Source organism: Streptococcus oralis, assembly GCF_021497885.1.
Classification (GTDB): domain Bacteria; phylum Bacillota; class Bacilli; order Lactobacillales; family Streptococcaceae; genus Streptococcus; species Streptococcus oralis_BQ.
Genome location: NZ_CP046523.1, coordinates 182177 through 202726 on the forward strand (window position 1 = coordinate 182177; position 20550 = coordinate 202726).

At 42.0% G+C, this 20550-nt stretch carries 21 protein-coding genes and 1 pseudogene; 21 read left to right on the top strand and 1 reads right to left on the bottom strand.

The features are described 5' to 3' along the window. Positions 1-50 precede the first annotated feature (50 nt). The 20 genes and pseudogenes from comGA (at position 51) to gap (ending at position 17305) form a co-directional block, all read left to right on the top strand. Positions 51-992, top strand: a complete 942-nt coding sequence (gene comGA / locus GOM48_RS00925) for a competence type IV pilus ATPase ComGA (RefSeq protein ID WP_235097792.1) — start codon at positions 51-53, stop codon at positions 990-992. After that, positions 940-1956 (top strand): competence type IV pilus assembly protein ComGB, encoded by a 1017-nt coding sequence (gene comGB / locus GOM48_RS00930; protein WP_235097794.1) that lies wholly within the window; start codon positions 940-942, stop codon positions 1954-1956. The genes comGA and comGB overlap by 53 nt, the downstream gene beginning before the upstream one ends. A 1-nt stretch (position 1957) precedes the next feature. Then, on the top strand, positions 1958-2281 hold the full coding sequence (gene comGC, locus GOM48_RS00935; RefSeq protein ID WP_235097796.1) for a competence type IV pilus major pilin ComGC: 324 nt from the start codon (positions 1958-1960) through the stop codon (positions 2279-2281). Beyond that, positions 2244-2678 carry a competence type IV pilus minor pilin ComGD gene (gene comGD / locus GOM48_RS00940; protein WP_235097798.1) on the top strand — a complete coding sequence of 145 codons (435 nt, stop codon included), beginning with the start codon at positions 2244-2246 and terminating at the stop codon, positions 2676-2678. The genes comGC and comGD overlap by 38 nt, the downstream gene beginning before the upstream one ends. Next, on the top strand, positions 2641-2943 hold the full coding sequence (gene comGE / locus GOM48_RS00945) for a competence type IV pilus minor pilin ComGE (protein WP_235097800.1): 303 nt from the start codon (positions 2641-2643) through the stop codon (positions 2941-2943). Before comGD ends, comGE begins: the two co-directional genes overlap by 38 nt. Next, a complete protein-coding gene (comGF, locus tag GOM48_RS00950; RefSeq protein ID WP_002875275.1) occupies positions 2906-3367 on the top strand; it encodes a competence type IV pilus minor pilin ComGF in 462 nt (153 codons plus the stop codon). The genes comGE and comGF overlap by 38 nt, the downstream gene beginning before the upstream one ends. Continuing rightward, positions 3345-3758, top strand: a complete 414-nt coding sequence (comGG, locus tag GOM48_RS00955; protein ID WP_235097802.1) for a competence type IV pilus minor pilin ComGG — start codon at positions 3345-3347, stop codon at positions 3756-3758. Before comGF ends, comGG begins: the two co-directional genes overlap by 23 nt. A 32-nt stretch (positions 3759-3790) precedes the next feature. Beyond that, positions 3791-4381 (top strand): class I SAM-dependent methyltransferase, encoded by a 591-nt coding sequence (locus GOM48_RS00960; RefSeq protein WP_235097805.1) that lies wholly within the window; start codon positions 3791-3793, stop codon positions 4379-4381. A 58-nt stretch (positions 4382-4439) separates the two neighbouring features. Continuing rightward, positions 4440-5393 carry a class I SAM-dependent methyltransferase gene (locus GOM48_RS00965; protein WP_235097806.1) on the top strand — a complete coding sequence of 318 codons (954 nt, stop codon included), beginning with the start codon at positions 4440-4442 and terminating at the stop codon, positions 5391-5393. Between the two features lie 49 nt (positions 5394-5442). After that, positions 5443-6633, top strand: coding sequence for an acetate kinase (locus tag GOM48_RS00970; RefSeq protein WP_235097808.1), 1191 nt, complete (start codon positions 5443-5445; stop codon positions 6631-6633). A gap of 148 nt (positions 6634-6781) precedes the next feature. After that, on the top strand, positions 6782-7153 hold the full coding sequence (gene rnpA, locus GOM48_RS00975) for a ribonuclease P protein component (RefSeq protein ID WP_000748124.1): 372 nt from the start codon (positions 6782-6784) through the stop codon (positions 7151-7153). Next, on the top strand, positions 7128-7940 hold the full coding sequence (locus GOM48_RS00980; protein WP_235097810.1) for a YidC/Oxa1 family membrane protein insertase: 813 nt from the start codon (positions 7128-7130) through the stop codon (positions 7938-7940). The genes rnpA and GOM48_RS00980 overlap by 26 nt, the downstream gene beginning before the upstream one ends. A 17-nt stretch (positions 7941-7957) precedes the next feature. Next, on the top strand, positions 7958-8947 hold the full coding sequence (gene jag, locus GOM48_RS00985) for an RNA-binding cell elongation regulator Jag/EloR (RefSeq protein ID WP_235097812.1): 990 nt from the start codon (positions 7958-7960) through the stop codon (positions 8945-8947). Between the two features lie 51 nt (positions 8948-8998). Continuing rightward, on the top strand, positions 8999-9622 hold the full coding sequence (locus GOM48_RS00990) for a ribonuclease P (protein ID WP_235097814.1): 624 nt from the start codon (positions 8999-9001) through the stop codon (positions 9620-9622). Positions 9623-9740: 118 nt separating this feature from the next. Then, positions 9741-11717: a transketolase gene (gene tkt / locus GOM48_RS00995; protein ID WP_235097817.1), complete on the top strand. Its 1977-nt coding sequence runs from the start codon at positions 9741-9743 to the stop codon at positions 11715-11717. A 118-nt stretch (positions 11718-11835) separates the two neighbouring features. Beyond that, positions 11836-12156, top strand: coding sequence for a preprotein translocase subunit YajC (gene yajC, locus GOM48_RS01000; protein WP_235097819.1), 321 nt, complete (start codon positions 11836-11838; stop codon positions 12154-12156). A gap of 48 nt (positions 12157-12204) precedes the next feature. Next, positions 12205-12648: a low molecular weight protein-tyrosine-phosphatase gene (locus GOM48_RS01005; RefSeq protein WP_235097821.1), complete on the top strand. Its 444-nt coding sequence runs from the start codon at positions 12205-12207 to the stop codon at positions 12646-12648. Further along, positions 12635-13048, top strand: a complete 414-nt coding sequence (locus GOM48_RS01010) for an MORN repeat-containing protein (RefSeq protein ID WP_084975641.1) — start codon at positions 12635-12637, stop codon at positions 13046-13048. The genes GOM48_RS01005 and GOM48_RS01010 overlap by 14 nt, the downstream gene beginning before the upstream one ends. 295 nt (positions 13049-13343) lie before the next feature. Next, positions 13344-15996, top strand: a pseudogene (adhE, locus tag GOM48_RS01015) (bifunctional acetaldehyde-CoA/alcohol dehydrogenase). 298 nt (positions 15997-16294) lie between these two features. After that, a complete protein-coding gene (gap, locus tag GOM48_RS01020) occupies positions 16295-17305 on the top strand; it encodes a type I glyceraldehyde-3-phosphate dehydrogenase (protein ID WP_000260669.1) in 1011 nt (336 codons plus the stop codon). A gap of 66 nt (positions 17306-17371) precedes the next feature. Here gap and GOM48_RS01025 read toward each other — a convergent pair whose 3' ends face one another. Continuing rightward, complete coding sequence (locus GOM48_RS01025) at positions 17372-18247, bottom strand: RluA family pseudouridine synthase (protein ID WP_223329166.1); 876 nt, start codon at positions 18245-18247, stop codon at positions 17372-17374. A gap of 86 nt (positions 18248-18333) precedes the next feature. On the opposite strand from GOM48_RS01025, the gene pbp2a reads away from it, so the two are divergent. Beyond that, the gene (gene pbp2a / locus GOM48_RS01030) at positions 18334-20529 is read left to right on the top strand and encodes a penicillin-binding protein PBP2A (protein ID WP_235097823.1); all 2196 of its coding nucleotides are present in this window, start codon (positions 18334-18336) and stop codon (positions 20527-20529) included. Positions 20530-20550 lie beyond the last annotated feature (21 nt).

Genomic DNA, 20550 nt, shown 5'->3' on the forward strand with positions numbered 1-20550 from the left:
TTTAAGTTGCTTTTTTATTTTTTTGCGAATAGTTAGATAAGGAGGGCGGTATGGTACAAGAAATTGCACAGAAAATTATTGCTACTGCGAAAGAAAAGAAGGCTCAGGATATCTATTTTATCCCCAAGGAAAAGTCCTACGAGCTTCACATGCGGATTGGAGACGAACGGTGTCTAGTTGACTCCTATGAGTTTGATGTTTTAGCTGCTGTGATTAGTCATTTCAAGTTTGTGGCTGGGATGAATGTAGGAGAAAAGCGTCGCAGTCAGCTGGGTTCTTGTGATTATCAGTATGACGAAAAGGTTTCTTCACTGCGTTTGTCCACCGTGGGAGATTATCGGGGACATGAGAGTTTGGTCATTCGTTTGTTACACGATGAGGAGCGGGACCTGCATTTCTGGTTTCAGGATATTGGAGAACTGGGCAAGCAATACAGACAAAGGGGTCTCTATCTATTTGCAGGTCCAGTCGGAAGTGGCAAGACGACGCTGATGCACGAATTAGCTAAGTCTCTGTTTAAGGGGCAGCAGGTTATGTCCATCGAAGATCCTGTTGAGATCAAGCAAGAAGACATGCTCCAGTTGCAGTTGAATGAGACGATTGGACTGACCTATGAAAATCTGATTAAACTGTCTCTCCGTCATCGTCCTGACCTCTTGATTATCGGTGAAATTCGGGACAGTGAGACGGCGCGTGCGGTTGTCAGAGCCAGTTTGACAGGTGCGACAGTTTTTTCAACCATTCATGCCAAGAGTATCCGAGGTGTTTATGAACGCCTTCTGGAGTTGGGTGTGACGGAGGAGGAACTAGCAGTTGTTCTGCAAGGCGTCTGTTACCAGAGATTAATCGGGGGAGGAGGAATTGTTGACTTTGCAAACAAAGACTATCAAGAACACCAGCCAACTAGCTGGAATGAGCAGATTGATCAGCTTCTTAAAGATGGACATATCACAAGTCTTCAGGCTGAAACGGAAAAAATTAGCTACAGCTAAGCAGAAGAAAATCATCACTTTGTTTAACAACCTCTTCTCCAGTGGCTTTCATTTGGTGGAAATTATTTCTTTCTTGGGAAGAAGTGCCCTGCTAGAAAAGGACTATGTGGCCCAGATGCACCAAGGCTTGGCTCAGGGGAAATCATTCTCAGAAATGATGAACAGCTTGGGCTTTTCAAGTGCTATTGTGACCCAGTTATCTCTAGCTGAAGTGCATGGAAATCTTCACCTGAGTCTGGGGAAGATAGAAGAATATCTGGATAATTTGTCCAAGGTCAAGAAGAAGTTAATCGAAGTGGCGACCTATCCCCTGATTTTGCTAGGATTTCTCCTGCTAATCATGCTGGGATTGAGAAACTATCTACTCCCCCAACTGGACAGTAGCAATATCGCCACCCAAATCATTGGCAATCTGCCACAAATTTTTCTGGGACTAGTGTTGGTTTGCTCTCTGTCTCTACTTTTAGCTCTCACTTTTTACAAAAGAAGTTCCAAGATGCGGGTTTTCTCGATGTTAGCACGGATTCCCTTTCTAGGAATCTTTGTCCAGACCTATCTGACAGCCTATTACGCGCGTGAATGGGGCAATATGGTTTCACAGGGAATGGAGCTGACGCAGATTTTTCAGATCATGCAGGAACAAGGTTCTCAGCTCTTTAAAGAAATCGGTCAAGATCTGGCTCAAGCCCTGCAAAATGGCCGCGAATTTTCTCAGACTATAGGAACCTATCCTTTCTTTAAAAAGGAGTTGAGTCTCATCATCGAGTATGGAGAAGTCAAGTCCAAGCTGGGGAGTGAGTTGGAAATCTATGCTGAAAAAACTTGGGAAGTCTTTTTTACCCGAGTTAATCGTACCATGAATCTGGTACAGCCACTGGTTTTTATCTTTGTGGCCCTGATTATCGTTTTACTTTATGCGGCAATGCTTATGCCCATGTATCAAAATATGGAGGTAAATTTTTAAAATGAAAAAACTCGTGACAAATTTAAAAAAAGCCAAGGTTAAAGCTTTCACTTTGGTAGAAATGTTAGTGGTTTTGCTTATCATCAGTGTTCTTCTCTTGCTCTTTGTGCCCAATTTGACCAAGCAAAAGGATGCCGTAGATGACAAAGGAAAAGCTGCTGTTGTCAAGGTCGTGGAAAGCCAGGCAGAACTCTATAGTTTGGACAAGAATGAAGATGCTAGCCTAAGTAAATTACAGGCGGATGGTCGCATCACAGCAGAGCAAGCCAAGGCTTATAAAGAATACCATGCAAAACAAAAAACAAGTCAAACTGTTGCGGATTAAGGCCTTTACCATGCTGGAAAGTCTCTTGGTTTTGGGACTTGTGAGTATCATTGCCTTGGCTTTATCAGGTTCTGTCCAGTCCACTTTTGCGGCGGTAGAGGAGCAGATTTTCTTTATGGAATTTGAAGAACTCTATCGGGAAACCCAAAAGCGCAGTGTTGCTAGTCAGCAAAAGACCAGCTTGAACTTAGATGGACAGACGATCAGCAATGGCAGTCAAAACTTGATCGTTCCTAAAGGAATTCAGGCGCCATCAGGACAAAGCATTATATTTGACCGAGCTGGGGGCAATTCGTCCCTGGCTAAGGTTGAATTTCAGACCAGCAAAGGAGCGATTCGCTATCAATTATATCTAGGAAATGGAAAAATTAAACGTACTAAGGAAACAAAAAATTAGGGCAGTGATCTTACTAGAAGCAGTAGTAGCTTTGGCTGTGTTTGCCAGCATTGCGACCCTTCTTTTGGGGCAAATTCAGAAAAATAGGCAGGAAGAGGCAGAAATCTTGCAAAAAGAGGAAGTCTTGCGTGTGGCGAAGATGGCTCTGCAGACAGGTCAAAATCAGGTAAACATAAACGGAGTGGAGGTTCAGGTGTTTGCTAGTGAAAAGGGATTGGAGGTCTACCATGGTTCAGAGAAGTTGCTCGACCTTAAAGAGCAGTAAGGTAAGAGCGTTCACTCTATTAGAATCTCTGATTGCCCTTATCGTCATTAGCGGAGGTTTGCTCCTTTTTCAAGCTATGAGTCAGCTCCTCATTTCAGAAGTTCGTTACCAGCAGCAAAGTGAGCAAAAGGAGTGGCTCTTGTTTGTGGATCAACTGGAGGCAGAGTTAGAGCGTTCGCAGTTTGAAAAGGTAGAAGGCAATCGCCTCTATTTAAAACAAGATGGTAAGGATATCTCTATAGGGAAGTCTAAATCGGATGATTTTCGAAAAACGGATACCAGCGGACGGGGCTATCAGCCGATGGTTTATGGCCTCAAATCAGCTCAAATTACAGAGGAAAATCAATTGGTTCGCTTTCGTTTCCAATTTCAAAAGGGCTTAGAAAGGGAGTTCATCTATCGTGTGGAAAAAACAAAAAGTTAAGGCAGGCGTTCTTTTATATGCAGTCACCATGGCAGCCATTTTTAGCCTTTTGTTGCAGTTTTATTTGAATCGGCAAGTAGCTCATCACAAAGACTTTGTCCTAAACAAAGAAAAGTTGATCGCTTTTGCCATGGCCAAGCGAAGTAAGGATAAGGCTGAGCAAGAAAGTGGAGAACGAGTCTTTAACTTAGGAAAAGTCAGATATCAAAATACGAAAACAGGTTTTGCAACAAGTGTTCGTATGAATAAGGGTAACTATGAATTTCTCTTTCCTCCGATGAAAGCCAAGGAAAAGAAAACGGATAAAAAGCAACAGCTAGTGACTGATTCAAATCCAGAACAAAATCAACAAAAAACAGAAGATAAGGCAGATAAGAAAGCCAATTCCTAGGCAATTCAACTTCTTTGTGATACACTAAAAACATGAAACACGATTTTAATCACAAAGCAGAAACTTTTGATTCGCCCAAAAATATCTTCCTTGCAAACTTGGTTTGTCAGGCAGTTGAAAAACAGATTAATTTTCTATCAGACAAGGCAATACTGGACTTTGGTGGTGGAACGGGTCTGTTAGCCTTACCCCTAGCCAAGCAGGCCAAGTCGGTTACCCTAGTAGACATCTCGGAGAAAATGCTGGAGCAAGCCCGTTTGAAAGCAGAGGACCAAGAAATCAGGAATCTTCAACTCTTGGAGCAGGATTTACTGGCAAATTCCTTGGAGCAGCAATTTGACCTGATTGTTGTCAGTCGGGTTCTTCATCATATGCCTGATCTAGATGCAACTCTTGCCATGTTTTACCATCACCTTAGGGAGAATGGTCAAGTCCTCATTGCTGATTTTGTCAAGATAGATACCAACCATCATGGTTTTGATTTAGCTGAACTGGAAACCAAGCTCGCCCAGTTTGGTTTTTCAAGCATAGACAGTCAGATTCTCTATAGCGCTGAAGGTCTTTTCCTAGGAAATTATGCAGAACTCTTTTTAACTGTAGCCCAAAAATCACTCGCTGACTAAAGCAGTGATTTTTTCTCTTCAGATGGAAAAAATAGGGGAATTTTGATAAGATAGGAATATGGATTTTGAAAAAATTGAACAAGCTTATACGTATTTACTAGAGAATGTCCAAGTCATCCAAAGTGATTTGGTGACTAACTTTTATGATGCCTTGGTAGAGCAAAATAGTATCTACCTAGATGGTGAGACTGAGTTAGAGAAGGTAAAAGAGAACAATCAAGCCCTTAAGCGCCTAGCACTTCGCAAGGAAGAGTGGCTCAAGACCTACCAGTTTCTCTTGATGAAGGCAGGACAAACGGAGCCTTTACAGGCCAATCACCAGTTTACACCAGATGCCATTGCTCTCCTCTTGGTACTTGTTGTGGAAGAATTGTTTGAACAAGAGGAAATTAGCATCCTCGAAATAGGTTCTGGTATGGGGATTTTGGGGGCTACTTTCTTGACTTCTCTTGCTAAAAAAGTAGATTACTTGGGAATCGAAGTGGATGACTTGCTGATTGATTTGGCAGCCAGTATGGCAGATGTGATTGGTTTGCAAGCTGGTTTTGTCCAAGGAGACGCCGTTCGTCCGCAAATGCTTAAAGAAAGCGACGTGGTCATCAGCGACTTGCCTGTAGGCTATTACCCAGACGATGCCATCGCTTCTCGCTATCAAGTGGCTTCTAGTCAAGAGCATACCTATGCCCACCATTTGCTGATGGAACAAGGCCTCAAGTACCTTAAGTCAGATGGCTATGCTATTTTTCTAGCTCCGAGTGATTTACTAACCAGTCCTCAAAGTAATTTGTTAAAAGGTTGGCTTAAAGAGAAAGCGAGCTTAGTTGCGATGATTAGCTTGCCAGAGACACTATTTTCTCATGCTAGCCAAGCAAAGACAATCTTTGTTTTACAAAAGAAAGCTGCAAAGGAGTTGGTTCCGTTTATCTATCCGCTAGAAAGTTTGCAAGATCCAGCTGCACTAATGAAATTTAAAGAAAATTTTCAAAAATGGAGCAAAGGTACTGAAATGTAAGGTAAATTTTGTTATAATAGTTGAAAACGCTTAAAAGGGGTATCATCTTATGACTAAAACAATTGCAATCAATGCAGGAAGCTCAAGTTTGAAATGGCAACTCTATCAAATGCCAGAAGAAGTAGTATTGGCGAAAGGCTTGATTGAACGTATTGGCTTGAAGGGCTCTATTTCAACTGTAAAATTTGACGGACGTTCTGAACAACAAATTCTTGATATTGACGACCACACAAAAGCCGTTAAAATCTTGTTGGATGATTTGATTCGTTTTGACATTATCAAAGGTTATGATGAAATTACTGGTGTCGGACACCGTGTCGTGGCTGGTGGTGAATATTTCAAAGAGTCAACCTTGGTAGAGGGAGATGTTTTAGAAAAGGTTGAAGAGTTGGGCCTCTTGGCTCCTCTTCATAACCCAGCCAACGCGGCAGGAATTCGTGCCTTCAAGGAATTGCTTCCAGATATTACTAGCGTTGTTGTTTTTGATACATCATTCCATACAACCATGCCAGAGAAAGCATATCGCTATCCTCTTCCAAACAAATACTATACTGAAAATAAAGTTCGTAAGTATGGGGCTCACGGGACAAGCCATCAGTTTGTGGCAGAAGAAGCAGCTAAAGTTTTGGGTCGACCACTAGAGGACTTGAAACTGATTACCTGCCATATTGGTAATGGTGCTTCTATTACAGCTGTCAAAGGCGGTCAGTCTGTTGATACTTCTATGGGATTCACGCCACTTGGTGGTATCATGATGGGGACTCGTACAGGCGATATCGATCCCGCTATCATTCCTTATCTCATGCAATATACAGAGGACTTCAATACACCAGAAGATATCAGTCGTATTCTCAATCGTGAGTCTGGGCTTTTAGGTGTGTCTGAAAAATCAAGTGACATGCGCGATGTTATGGCTGCAGTAAAGGCAGGCGACCATAATGCGACCTTGGCCTATGAGATGTATATTGATCGTATTCAAAAATACATTGGTCAGTATTTGGCAGTTTTGAACGGTGCAGATGCGATTATCTTTACAGCTGGTGTTGGTGAAAATGCCACAGCAGTACGTGGAGATGTTATTTCAGGAATTTCTTGGTTTGGATGTGATGTGGATCCAGAAAAGAACGTCTTTGGTGTGACTGGAGACATCTCAACTGACGCAGCGAAAATCCGTGTCTTGGTGATCCCAACAGATGAAGAATTGGTCATCGCACGTGATGTTGAACGATTCAAAAAATAACTAAAATAAGAACTAATGTACATGTAAAAAGAGTTGGAGAGTTTGCTCTCCAGCTTTTTTGCTTGGGGAAATCTCTAAAACCTTGCTGTTATTGGCTTTTTCGAAAAATATGGTATAATAGTAGTAATTTAATAGATGGAGTTGAGTTTTGAAGAAAAGCTTTCGTGTAAAAAGAGAGAAAGATTTTAAGGCTATTTTCACGGATGGAACAAGTTTTGCCAATCGTAAATTTGTTGTCTACCAATTGGAAAATCAGAAAAGTCATTTTCGAGTAGGGCTGTCCGTCAGTAAGAAATTAGGGAATGCAGTCACTAGAAATCAAATTAAAAGACGGATTCGACACATTTTGCTAAGTGTAAGGGAGCAGTTAGCTGATAACGTTGATTTTGTCGTAATTGCTCGAAAAGGGGTTGAAGGCTTGGATTATGCAGAAATGGAGAAAAATCTACTCCACGTATTAAAGTTATCAAAGATTTACCGGGAAGGAATTAGGAGTGAAAAAGAAACTACAGTTGACTAGTTTGCTGGGCTTGTCCTTATTTGTTATGACAGCCTGTGGGACAAGCGATGTTGCAGCAGATTCTACAGATATATGGAGTAAATTTGTCTATTTTTTTGCTGAAATCATCCGCTTCTTGTCCTTTGACATTAGTATCGGAGTGGGGATTATCCTCTTTACGATCCTGATTCGTACGATTCTATTGCCAGTTTTTCAGACTCAGATGGTAGCCTCTAGAAAAATGCAAGAGGCTCAACCACGCATCAAGGCTCTGCAAGAACAATATCCAGGTCGTGATATGGAAAGTAGAACCAAGCTGGATCAGGAGATGCGCAAGGTCTATAAAGAATTAGGGGTCAAACACTCTTCTTCTCTCTGGCCGATTTTGATTCAAATGCCGGTTCTCTTGGCTCTCTTCCAAGCCTTGACTCGAGTAGACTTTTTGAAAACAGGGCATTTTTTGTGGGTGAACCTTGGGGGAGTAGACACAAGCTTTATCCTTCCGATTTTGGCGGCAGTCTTTACCTTCTTAAGTAGTTGGTTATCGAATAAGGCTTTACCTGAAAGAAGTGGAGCTATGACAGGGATGATGTACGGGATGCCTGTACTGATCTTTATCTTTGCCCTCTCTTCACCTAGTGGCGTAGCCTTGTACTGGGCAGTATCCAATGCTTATCAAGTTTTGCAAACCTACTTCTTAAATAATCCTTTTAAGATTATTGCAGCGCGTGCGGCGGAAGTACAAGCTAAAAAAGATTTGGAAAATAGAAAAAGAAAAGCCAAGAAAAAGGCTCAGAAAACGAAATAATAAGGAGGAATCTGGTAATGGTATTATTTACAGGTTCAACTGTTGAAGAAGCAATCCAGAAAGGATTGAAAGAGTTAGGTATTCCGAGAATGAAGACCCACATCAAGGTCGTGTCCAAAGAGAAGAAAGGTTTTTTAGGCCTGTTTGGGAAAAAACCGGCTCAAGTTGATATTGAAGCGATTAGTGAGACGACTGTGATTAAGGCCAATCAACAAGCTATAAAAGGTGTTCCAAAAGAAATCAATGAACAAAACGAACCTGTTAAGACAGTAACAGAGGCGACAGTTGATCTTGGTCACGTTGTTGAGGCAATTAAAAAAATAGAAGAGGAAGGTCAGGGTGTTTCTGATGAAATCAAGGCTGAAATCTTGAAAAATGAGAAACATGCTAGCACGATCTTAGAAGAAACAGGTCACATCGCGATTTTAAATGAATTGCAGACAGGAGATGCTGGAGTGGAAGCCCCAGCAGAGTGTGAAGAATTTGTATCTATGTCAGAATCGGTAGAAAGCCAGTCTTTGGAAGATCTAGGCTTGAAGGTGGAGCCGAGTTATGACATCGAACAAGTAGCAGCTCAAGTGGCTAACTATGTTCAAACCATTGTGGATGATATGGATGTTGAAGGTACAATTTCAAGCGACTACAATCGTCGCACTATCAATCTTCAAATTGATACCAATGAACCTGGTCGTATTATCGGCTATCACGGGAAAGTATTGAAAGCACTTCAGCTTTTGGCGCAAAACTACCTCTACAATCGCTATTCAAGAACTTTCTATATCACAATCAACGTCAATGATTACGTTGAACACCGTGCAGAAGTCTTGCAAACCTACGCTCAAAAATTGGCGACTCGCGTTTTAGAAGAAGGACGTAGCCAACAAACAGATCCAATGTCAAATAGCGAACGCAAGATTATCCATCGCATTATTTCGCGCATGGATGGTGTGACGAGTTATTCTGAGGGTGATGAGCCAAATCGCTATGTAGTCGTAGACACAGAATAAATAAAATCAGGCTTGTCCTGATTTTTTGTTAGAAAAAGGGAGAAGAGACGAATGTTGGAAGCAATCAGAAACTATCTATCTTACGCAGAAATCCAGTACCGTAATCCAGATAAAGCTGGAGATGAACGAGAAAAAATGCTGGAATTACGGAAAAAAGGTCAAGAGGCTCGGAAGTCTTTTACAGAATTGGCTAAAACTTTTCAAGCTAAGCATCCAGAATGGAAACTGCAACAGACTAGTCAGTGGATGAACCAAGCGCAGCGCTTACGACCACATTTTTGGGCCTATCTACAGAGAGAGGGAAAGGTATCAGAACCTATGTTAGCTCTGCGCTTATATGGAGCTTCTTCTGATTTTGGTGTTTCACTAGAAGTTAGTTTCATCGAACGTAAGAAAGACGAACAGACTTTAGACAAGCAAGCCAAGATTTTAGAGCTTCCAGTGGTTGAAGGAATGTATTATCTAGTCTATTCAAATGGAGAAAGTCATAAGGTGGAGGCTACTGAGGGGAACCGTCGTACTTTATGCGAGAAGGTGAGAAGTCAGGAAGTCCGAAAAGTGTTGGTTAAGTCAGATGTTTCCCTCATTGAAAATCAGTCAGTAGAAGCGATATTGGAGAAACTAGAAGACGCTTATACTCTCCTACTTCCTTACTATGAGGTGACGAGAGGATAGACAAATCAAATGTACTAGAGGAGCTCAAATTGTTTTATTGCTATTCTATGCATTTTTTCATATAATAGTAAAATAGGATGTGTGATTCATTAATCACCTCAAAGAGAAAGGAAATTCTATGTCAAATCTATCTGTTAATGCAATTCGTTTTCTAGGTATTGACGCCATCAACAAAGCAAACTCAGGTCACCCAGGGGTGGTTATGGGGGCTGCTCCTATGGCCTATAGCCTCTTTACAAAGCAACTTCGTATCAATCCAGCTCAACCAAACTGGATCAACCGCGATCGCTTTATTCTTTCAGCAGGACACGGCTCTATGCTTCTCTATGCCCTTCTTCACCTTTCTGGTTTTGAAGATGTCAGCATGGATGAAGTCAAGAACTTCCGCCAATGGGGTTCTAAAACACCAGGTCACCCAGAATTTGGGCATACAGCAGGGGTTGATGCGACAACTGGTCCTCTAGGACAAGGGGTTTCGACTGCCACTGGTTTTGCCCAAGCAGAACGTTTCCTTGCAGCAAAATATAACCGTGAAGGCTTCAATATCTTTGACCACTATACTTATGTGATCTGTGGTGACGGAGACTTGATGGAAGGTGTCTCAAGTGAGGCAGCTTCATACGCAGGCTTGCAAAAACTCGACAAGTTGGTTGTTCTGTATGATTCAAATGACATCAACTTGGATGGTGAGACAAAGGATTCCTTTACAGAAAGTGTTCGTGATCGTTACAATGCCTACGGTTGGCATACTGCCTTGGTTGAAGATGGAACGGACTTGGAAGCAATTCATGCGGCTATCGAAGCGGCCAAAGCTTCAGGAAAACCATCTTTGATTGAAGTGAAGACTGTGATTGGATACGGTTCTCCAAACAAACAAGGAACTAATGCGGTACACGGTGCTCCTCTTGGAGCAGATGAAACTGCGGCTACTCGCCAAGCTCTTGGTTGGGACTATGAACCATTTGAAATCCCAGCTGAAGTTTATGCTGATTTCAAAGAAAATGTTGCAGACCGTGGCGCATCAGCCTATGAAGCATGGACAAAACTAGTCGCTGATTATAAAGAAGCTTATCCAGAACTTGCAGCAGAAGTAGAAGCAATCATTGACGGACGCGATCCAGTTGAAGTGACTCCGGCAGACTTTCCAGCATTAGAAAATGGCTCCTCTCAAGCAACTCGTAACTCGAGTCAGGATGCCTTAAACGTTGTAGCGACTAAGTTGCCAACCTTCTTAGGAGGTTCAGCTGACCTTGCTCACTCAAACATGACTTATATCAAAACGGACGGACTTCAAGACGATGCCAATCGCTTGAACCGCAACATTCAGTTTGGTGTTCGTGAATTTGCAATGGGAACGATCTTGAACGGGATGGCCCTTCACGGTGGACTTCGTGTATATGGTGGTACTTTCTTCGTCTTCTCTGACTATGTGAAAGCAGCTGTCCGCTTGTCAGCCTTGCAAGGACTTCCTGTGACTTATGTCTTCACCCATGACTCTATTGCGGTTGGCGAAGATGGTCCAACTCACGAACCAGTTGAACACTTAGCTGGTCTCCGTGCTATGCCAAATCTGAATGTTTTCCGCCCAGCAGATGCTCGTGAAACTCAAGCAGCTTGGTACCTTGCAGTGACAAGTGAGAAAACACCAACTGTCCTTGTCTTGACACGTCAAAACTTGACTGTTGAAGAAGGGACAGACTTTGACAAAGTGGCAAAAGGTGCCTATGTTGTCTATGAAAATGCAGCGGACTTTGATACTATCTTGATTGCAACTGGTTCAGAGGTGAATTTGGCTGTCGCAGCTGCCAAAGAATTGGCTAGCCAAGGTGCCAAAGTCCGTGTAGTCAGCATGCCATCTACAGATGTCTTTGACGCACAAGATGCAGCTTACAAGGAAGAAATCCTTCCAAATGCAGTTCGCCGTCGTGTTGCAGTCGAAATGGGGGCAACTCAAAACTGGTACAAGTATGTTGGTCTTGATGGTGCCGTTCTCGGTATTGATACCTTTGGAGCATCTGCCCCAGCACCAAAAGTATTGGCAGAGTACGGATTTACAGTTGAAAATCTAGTCAAAGTCGTTCAAAACTTGAAATAATTGCAGAAATCAGAGTGAAAACTCTGATTTTTTTATTGGCATAAAAACAAGGCACAACCTTGTAAAAGTAGTTGAAATTTGATATAGTAGTCCTATGTAAAATACAAAGGAGAAAACAATGAATCCAAATATTACTTTTTTTGTCATGCTTGTAGGGATGATGGCCTTGATGTTCTTTATGCAACGTTCTCAAAAGAAACAAGCTCAAAAGCGTATGGAAAGCTTGAACAAGCTTCAAAAAGGCTATGAAGTGATCACAATCGGTGGACTCTACGGAACAGTGGATGAAGTAGATACTGAGAAACGAACAATCGTATTGGACGTAGATGGCGTTTATTTGACTTTTGAATTAGCTGCTATCAAGACAGTGTTGCCACTCAAAGAAGCTGTTACACCAGAAGGAGCAGTTATCGATGAAAGTGGAGCAATCGAAGAATAAAACGGGATCCTATCACTCCCGTTTTTCTATGAGATGAGAGGAAAAGGGATGAAAAAAATAGTATTTGTGTGCTTAGGGAACATCTGCCGTAGCCCCATGGCAGAGTTTGTAATGAAATCCATGACGAGCGATTATCAGGTTGAGAGTCGTGCCACGTCATCATGGGAACATGGCAATCCGATTCATAAGGGAACGCAAGGGATTTTCCAGCAATATCAGATTCCTTATGACAAAGACAAAACATCACTCCAGATTCGTAGAGAAGATTTTGAGTCATTTGATTATATTATCGGTATGGATGCTTCAAATGTTTCTGATTTGCGTCAAATGTGTCCTCAGGAATTCCAGCATAAAATCTACTCTTTTGCATCTGAAAGTGTTCCAGATCCTTGGTATACAGGAGATTTTGAGGAAACCTATGCTCGTATCACAAGTGGATGTCAAAGCTGGCTAGATCGATTAGAAAATGAGAGTGACAATGGAAAAGTTTAAAGAAATCTTTGAAAAATATCGAGTTTATCTAACTCGCCCGCGTATAGAGATTGCAACAGTCTTTCTAATCGCTATCTGTGCCGTGTCAGTTTTTCTATTAAACACACCTAAACAGGGTGTTCTGACACTTGATAATGGTGCACTTGTTTATGATGGAACCGTGGTAAGAGGAAAGATGAATGGTCAAGGAACCCTGACCTTTGAAAATGGTGATCAATACACAGGTGAGTTCAACAATGGGGCCTTTAATGGAAAAGGGACTTTCCAATCAAAAGCTGGGTGGAAATACGAAGGTGATTTTGTAAATGGCCAGGCCGAAGGTCAAGGAAAATTGACTACCGAGCAAGAGGTTGTCTATGAAGGAAGCTTTAAACAAGGCGTTTTTCAACAAAAACAATAGTCTCCAGATTAGGGGACTATTCTCAAAAGCGAAAAAGAAAGCGCTTTCCGCGCTTGGATTCGAGAAATAACTATCAAATAGAAAAACTTTGTGAAATAAAAAAATATTTTTCATAATTTCACAATCATCCAGACAAAACTCTATTGTGCTGGTGTATTGAGAAAAAAATCACAATCTCATAAAATTTCTTTGTGAAATGCTTATGAAACGGTTTACAAAGTCTTGAAAAAGAGTTATAATAAAATTGTGAAAAAATTAACAAAGGATTAAATCCTTGAAGGCTATGGAGGACAATATGGCTGATAAAAAAACGTTAACACCTGAGGAAAAACAACTCTCTGCTGAAAAGCATGTCGACGGGTTAGTGAAAAAAGCCTTGGTTGCGCTTGATGAAATGCGCAAGTTGAATCAAGAGCAAGTTGACTACATCGTAGCGAAAGCTTCAGTTGCAGCTCTTGATGCGCACGGTATCCTTGCACAACATGCAGTTGAAGAAACTGGTCGTGGTGTATTTGAAGACAAGGCTACAAAAAAACCTTTTTGCCTGTGAGCACGTTGTGAATAATATGCGTGGTGTTAAAACTGTTGGAGTTATCGAAGATGATCCAGTTACAGGCTTGACTAAAATTGCAGAACCTGTCGGTGTAGTGTGTGGTGTCACTCCAACAACGAACCCAACATCAACAGCTATTTTCAAATCATTGATTGCTTTGAAAACACGTAATCCAATCGTGTTTGCTTTCCACCCATCAGCTCAAGAATCTTCTGCTCACGCAGCACAAATCGTTCGTGATGCAGCTATCGCGGCTGGAGCACCTGAAAACTGTGTTCAATGGATTACAGAACCATCTATGGAAGCAACTGGAGCGCTTATGAACCACGAAGGTGTTGCAACTATCCTTGCAACTGGTGGTAATGCTATGGTTAAGGCGGCTTACTCATGTGGGAAACCAGCTCTTGGGGTAGGTGCCGGAAACGTTCCTGCTTATGTAGAAAAATCTGCTGACCTCCGTCAAGCTGCCCATGATATCGTCATGTCTAAATCATTTGACAATGGTATGGTCTGTGCATCAGAGTAAGCGGTTATCATTGATAAAGAAGTCTATGACGAATTTGTAGAAGAATTCAAATCATACCACACTTACTTTGTAAACAAAAAAGAAAAAGCCCTTCTTGAAGAATTCTGTTTCGGCGTGAAAGCCAACAGCAAAAACTGTGCAGGCGCCAAACTAAATGCAAACATCGTTGGTAAACCAGCAGCATGGATTGCAGAACAAGCAGGATTCAGCGTTCCAGAAGGAACAAACATCTTGGCTGCAGAATGTGCAGAAGTAGGACCAAAAGAACCATTGACTCGTGAAAAATTGTCACCAGTAATCGCTGTATTGAAAGCTGAGGATACAGAAGACGGTCTTAAAAAAGCTCGTCAAATGGTTGAGTTTAACGGACTTGGTCACTCAGCAGCTATCCATACAAAAGACGAAGCACTTGCTAAACGCTTTGGTACAGAAATCAAAGCAATGCGTATTATCTGGAACTCTCCATCTACTTTCGGTGGTATCGGTGACGTATACAATGCCTTCATCCCATCATTGACACTTGGATGTGGTTCATACGGACGCAACTCAGTTGGTGATAACGTGAGCGCTATTAACCTTCTAAACATCAAGAAAGTAGGGAAACGTAGAAATAATATGCAATGGTTTAAGGTTCCTTCAAAAATTTACTTCGAACGCAATTCTATCCAATACCTTCAAACTTGTGAAGATATTGAACGCGTTATGATCGTTACAGACAAATCTATCGAAAAACTTGGTTTTGTTCAACGTGTTATCGATCAATTGAACGCACGTAACAACCGTGTAACGATCCAAGTATTCTCAGATGTTGAACCAGATCCAGACATCACAACTGTAGAACGTGGTGCTGAAGTGATGAAAGCATTTGAACCAGATACAATTATCGCTCTTGGTGGTGGTTCTCCAATGGACGCAGCCAAAGTAATGTGGCTCTTCTACGAACAACCAGAAATCGACTTCCGTGACTTGGTTCAAAAATTCATGGACATCCGTAAACGTGCCTTCCGCTTCCCATCACTTGGTAAGAAAGCGAAGTACATCGGTATCCCAACAACTTCTGGTACAGGTTCAGAAGTAACACCATTTGCCGTTATCTCTGATAAGAAAAACAACCGTAAATACCCATTGGCTGACTACTCATTGACACCAACTATTGCCATTGTTGACCCTGCTTTGGTTGAATCCGTTCCAGACTTCATCGCTGCTGATACAGGTATGGATGTCTTGACTCACGCGACTGAAGCCTACACTTCAAACTTCGCTAACGACTACACAGACGGTATTGCGCTTCAAACTATCAAGCTTGTCTTTGAATGGTTGGAAAAATCTGTTAAGACAGCTGACCCAGAAGCTCGCGAAAAAATGCATAATGCATCTACAATGGCTGGTATGGCCTTCGCCAATGCCTTCCTTGGTATGAGCCACTCAATGGCCCACAAGATCGGTGGAGTTCACCATACTGTTCACGGACGTACAAATGCAATCTTGCTTCCATACGTTATCCGTTACAACGGAACTCGTCCATCTAAGACGACTACGTGGCCTAAGTACAACTACTGGAAAGCTGATGAAAAATTCCAAGACATCGCGAAAATGCTTGGATTGCCTCACTCAACTCCAGAAGAAGCAGTTGAAGCTTATGCCAAAGCAGTTTACGATCTTGGTGAAGCAGTTGGAATCACAATGAACTTCAAAGGCTTTGGAATCGATGAAAAAGTTTGGAAAGATAGCTTGCATGAAATCGCCTTGCTTGCTTATGAAGATCAATGTTCACCTGCAAACCCACGCTTGCCAATGGTAGCCGACATGGAAGAAATTATGGCAGATGCTTACTATGGCTATGCAGAACGTCCAGGACGTCGTAAATAATCGTTTATCAGCCTAGAGGCAGGAGTAATCCTGTCTCTTTTCATAGTCCTATTTCTGAAGTTAGAGTTGAACTATGAGAAGAGAAGATTATGCGGATAGGATAGAAGGTCCTAGAAATAAAAGCTTGGGTGAATGAAGGGGATTGAAAAGTAGAAAAGCAAGAGAGAAAAACAACGCCCGTACTTGCAATTCTACTTAAATAGTTATATAATAATAATGTTGAAAGGTGATTTGTAGTGATTCAAGTTACTCTTTTCACAATAAAATTTTCAGGATTTTCATAAGGAGGAAATCACTAATGGTAGTTAAAGTTGGTATTAACGGTTTCGGACGTATCGGTCGTCTTGCTTTCCGCCGTATCCAAAACGTAGAAGGTGTTGAAGTTACTCGCATCAACGACCTTACAGATCCAGTTATGCTTGCACACTTGTTGAAATACGACACAACTCAAGGTCGTTTCGACGGTACTGTAGAAGTTAAAGAAGGTGGATTTGAAGTTAACGGTAAATTCATCCGTGTTTCTGCTGAACGTGATCCAGAACAAATCGACTGGGCTACTGACGGTGTAGAAATCGTTCTTGAAGCAACTGGTTTCTTTGCTAAGAAAGCAGCGGCTGAAAAACACTTGCACGCTGGCGGAGCTAAAAAAGTTGTTATCACTGCTCCTGGTGGAAACGACGTTAAAACAGTTGTATTCAACACTAACCACGACGTTCTTGACGGTACTGAAACAGTTATCTCAGGTGCTTCATGTACTACAAACTGCTTGGCTCCAATGGCTAAAGCTCTTCAAGACAACTTCGGTGTTGTAGAAGGATTGATGACAACTATCCACGCTTACACTGGTGACCAAATGATCCTTGACGGACCACACCGTGGTGGTGACCTTCGCCGTGCTCGCGCTGGTGCTGCAAACATCGTTCCTAACTCAACTGGTGCTGCTAAAGCTATCGGTCTTGTAATCCCAGAATTGAACGGTAAACTTGACGGATCTGCACAACGTGTTCCAACTCCAACTGGATCAGTTACTGAATTGGTAGCAGTTCTTGAAAAGAACGTTACTGTTGATGAAGTAAACGCAGCTATGAAAGCAGCAGCTAACGAATCATACGGTTACACAGAAGATCCAATCGTATCTTCAGATATCGTAGGTATGTCTTACGGTTCATTGTTTGACGCAACTCAAACTAAAGTTCTTGATGTTGATGGTAAACAATTGGTTAAAGTTGTATCATGGTACGACAACGAAATGTCATACACTGCACAACTTGTACGTACTCTTGAATACTTCGCAAAAATCGCTAAATAATTCTTGAGTCGATAAAAGCAAGACCTTCTGGTCTTGCTTTTTTGTATAGAAAAATAGATGATAGTGTCATCCATTTTGTTTTAATTCTCTTTCAAAAGTATCTGAGAGGGCAGTGAAACTCAATTTTTCTAAGGTGAGTGGATGGGTAAAGGATAGTCGGAAGGCATGGAGCATTAGCCGGCTTGCTTTTGATCTAGAGTTATAGAGAGGATCGCCTAGGATAGGATGCTTGTGATAAGAGAGGTGAACACGAATCTGATGCGTTCGACCGGTCTTTAGTTTGCAACGAACCAGAGAAGTCTTGTTTGGAAATTGCTTTAATCGACTGATATGCGTTTCAGCCTGTTGCCCATTTTTAGAATCTACTACTCGTTTTCTGCGATCGTGTCGATCACGACCAATTTTATCTCGGAAGATAAGTTCTTTGCTCCCTACTTGCCCCTCTACGAATGCCCAGTATTCACGAGCGATTTCCTTTTTCTCCAATAAACGATTGAGAATAGGAAGGATAAAAGGATTTTTAGCAAAAAGTACTAAACCGCTTGTTTCCATGTCCAAGCGATGAACGACATAGCAGGTTTGGCCAACGTAGGCAGAGACATGGTTAAGAAGGGCGATTTCATCAGGTTGATTTCCGTGGGTTTTCATACCCTCAGGTTTGTTGACGATAATGAGATGTTGGTCTTGATAAACTTCCTCAACGAGGTCTGGATTGCCCCAAAGGATTTCCTTTTTGGGATAATCTTCCTCGTCGAAAGTCAACTGGCAAACGTCACCTGGTTTGACCATCTCGTTCCAGTGAACTTGTTTTTGATTGATTAAGATATTCTTCTTGGTTCTTAGAAAATGGCGAATCTTCCTAGGAATGAGGAGCTGTTCCTCTAGGAATTGTTTGACCGTCATTTGAGGCATGGATTCGGGTAATGTAAATGTGAATTGCATACAGATATTGTAACAAAAAAAGCCCTATTTGGATAGGGAGTAGCTAAATTCTTGAGTTCCTATGGTGAAGATGATAAAATAAACGCATGAAATTAGATAAATTATTTGAGAAGTTCCTTTCTCTCTTTAAAAAAGAAACGAGTGAATCGGCGGAGTCTGATTCTACTAGCATGCGTCGTTCACGGAGCGATAGAAAAAAATTGTCCCAAGTAGGCCCAATTCGGAAATTTTGGCGTCGTTATCATCTGACAAAAATCGTCATCATTTTAGGGTTAAGTGCAGGTTTGCTCGTAGGAACCTACCTATTTGCAATAGCCAAGTCTACCAATGTCAATGACTTGCAAAATGCCTTGAAAACGCGAACTCTGATTTTTGACCGCGAAGAAAAAGAGGCGGGGGCCCTATCAGGTCAAAAGGGAACCTATGTTGAGCTGGCAGGTATCAGCAAAGACTTGCAAAATGCTGTCGTCGCGACAGAGGACCGTTCCTTTTATAAAAATGATGGGATTAACTACGGTCGTTTCTTTCTAGCTATTATCACAGCGGGTCGTTCTGGAGGGGGCTCCACCATCACTCAACAGTTGGCAAAAAATGCCTATTTGTCTCAGGACCAAACCGTTGAACGAAAGGCCAAGGAGTTTTTCCTGGCCTTAGAATTGACAAAGAAATACAGCAAGGAGCAAATCCTTACTATGTATCTCAATAACGCCTACTTCGGAAATGGCGTCTGGGGTGTAGAGGATGCAAGTAAGAAATATTTTGGTGTATCCGCTGCAGAATTAACCCTTAATCAGGCGGCGACTCTAGCTGGAATGCTCAAGGGGCCAGAGTTGTATAATCCGTTGAATTCCATTGAAGATTCGACCAACCGCAGGGATACTGTTTTGCAAAATATGGTTGCGGCAGGCTATATTGATAAAAATCAGGAGACCGAAGCGGCTGGGGTAGATATGGCTTCTCAACTGCAAGATAAGTATGAGGGTAAAATTTCTGATTATCGTTACCCATCTTATTTTGACGCAGTAGTCAACGAAGCAGTATCCAAGTACAATCTCACAGAAGAAGAGATTGTCAACAACGGCTATCGAATCTATACAGAACTTGATCAAAACTATCAAGCTAACATGCAGGTTATTTACGAAAATACTTCCCTATTTCCAACAGCAGAAGACGGAACGCATGCTGAATCAGGTAGTGTTGCTTTAGAGCCTAAAACAGGTGGGGTGCGTGGAGTTGTCGGTCGCGTAGCTGGTGATGACAAATCAGGATTCCGTAATTTTAACTATGCCACCCAGTCTAAGCGTAGCCCGGGTTCAACTATCAAACCTTTAGTGGTTTATACTCCAGCTGTGGAAGCCGGATGGGCTCTGAACAAACAACTGGACAACCACACCATGCAGTATGACAGTTATCAAGTAGACAACTATGCGGGTATTAAGACATCTCCAGAAGTACCTATGTATCAGGCCTTGGCAGAATCACTCAACCTACCGGCAGTTGCGACTGTAAATGAATTAGGTATTGACAAAGCTTTTGACGCTGGGGAGAGATTTGGCCTGAATATGGAAAAAGTTGACCGAGTTCTTGGAGTTGCTCTTGGTGGAGGTGTGGAGACGAATCCTCTCCAGATGGCGCAAGCCTATGCAGCCTTTGCTAATGGAGGTCTAATGCCTGAAGCACATTTCATCACTCGTATTGAAAATGCCAGTGGGCAAGTCATCAAGAGTCATGCAAACTCTCAAAAACGCGTGCTAGATAAGTCAGTAGCTGATAAAATGACCAGTATGATGTTGGGTACTTTTACAAATGGTACAGGAATTAGTTCGTCGCCAGCAGATTATGTCATGGCAGGGAAGACAGGAACTACCGAGGCTGTTTTCAACCCTGAATATACCAGTGACCAGTGGGTGATCGGTTATACTCCAGATGTTGTAATCAGCCATTGGCTCGGCTTCCCAACAACAGATGAGAATCATTATCTAGCAGGTTCGACCTCAAATGGAGCAGCCCATGTCTTTAGAAGTATGGCTAATACCATTTTGCCTTACACTCCAGGTAGCACTTTTACAGTTGAGAATGCTTATAAGCAGAATGGCATTGCGCCAGAAAACATTAAAAGACAATCAAGAGATAGCGACAACACACAATCTGATGATCTTTTAACAGATATTCGTAGCCGAGCTCAAAATCTTGTAGACGAAGCGGGACGTGCGATTTCGGATGCAAAGATAAAAGAAAAAGCCCAGACAATCTGGGACTCTTTCGTCAATCTCTTTCGTTAAGAGGCTTGTCAAAGCCTAGGT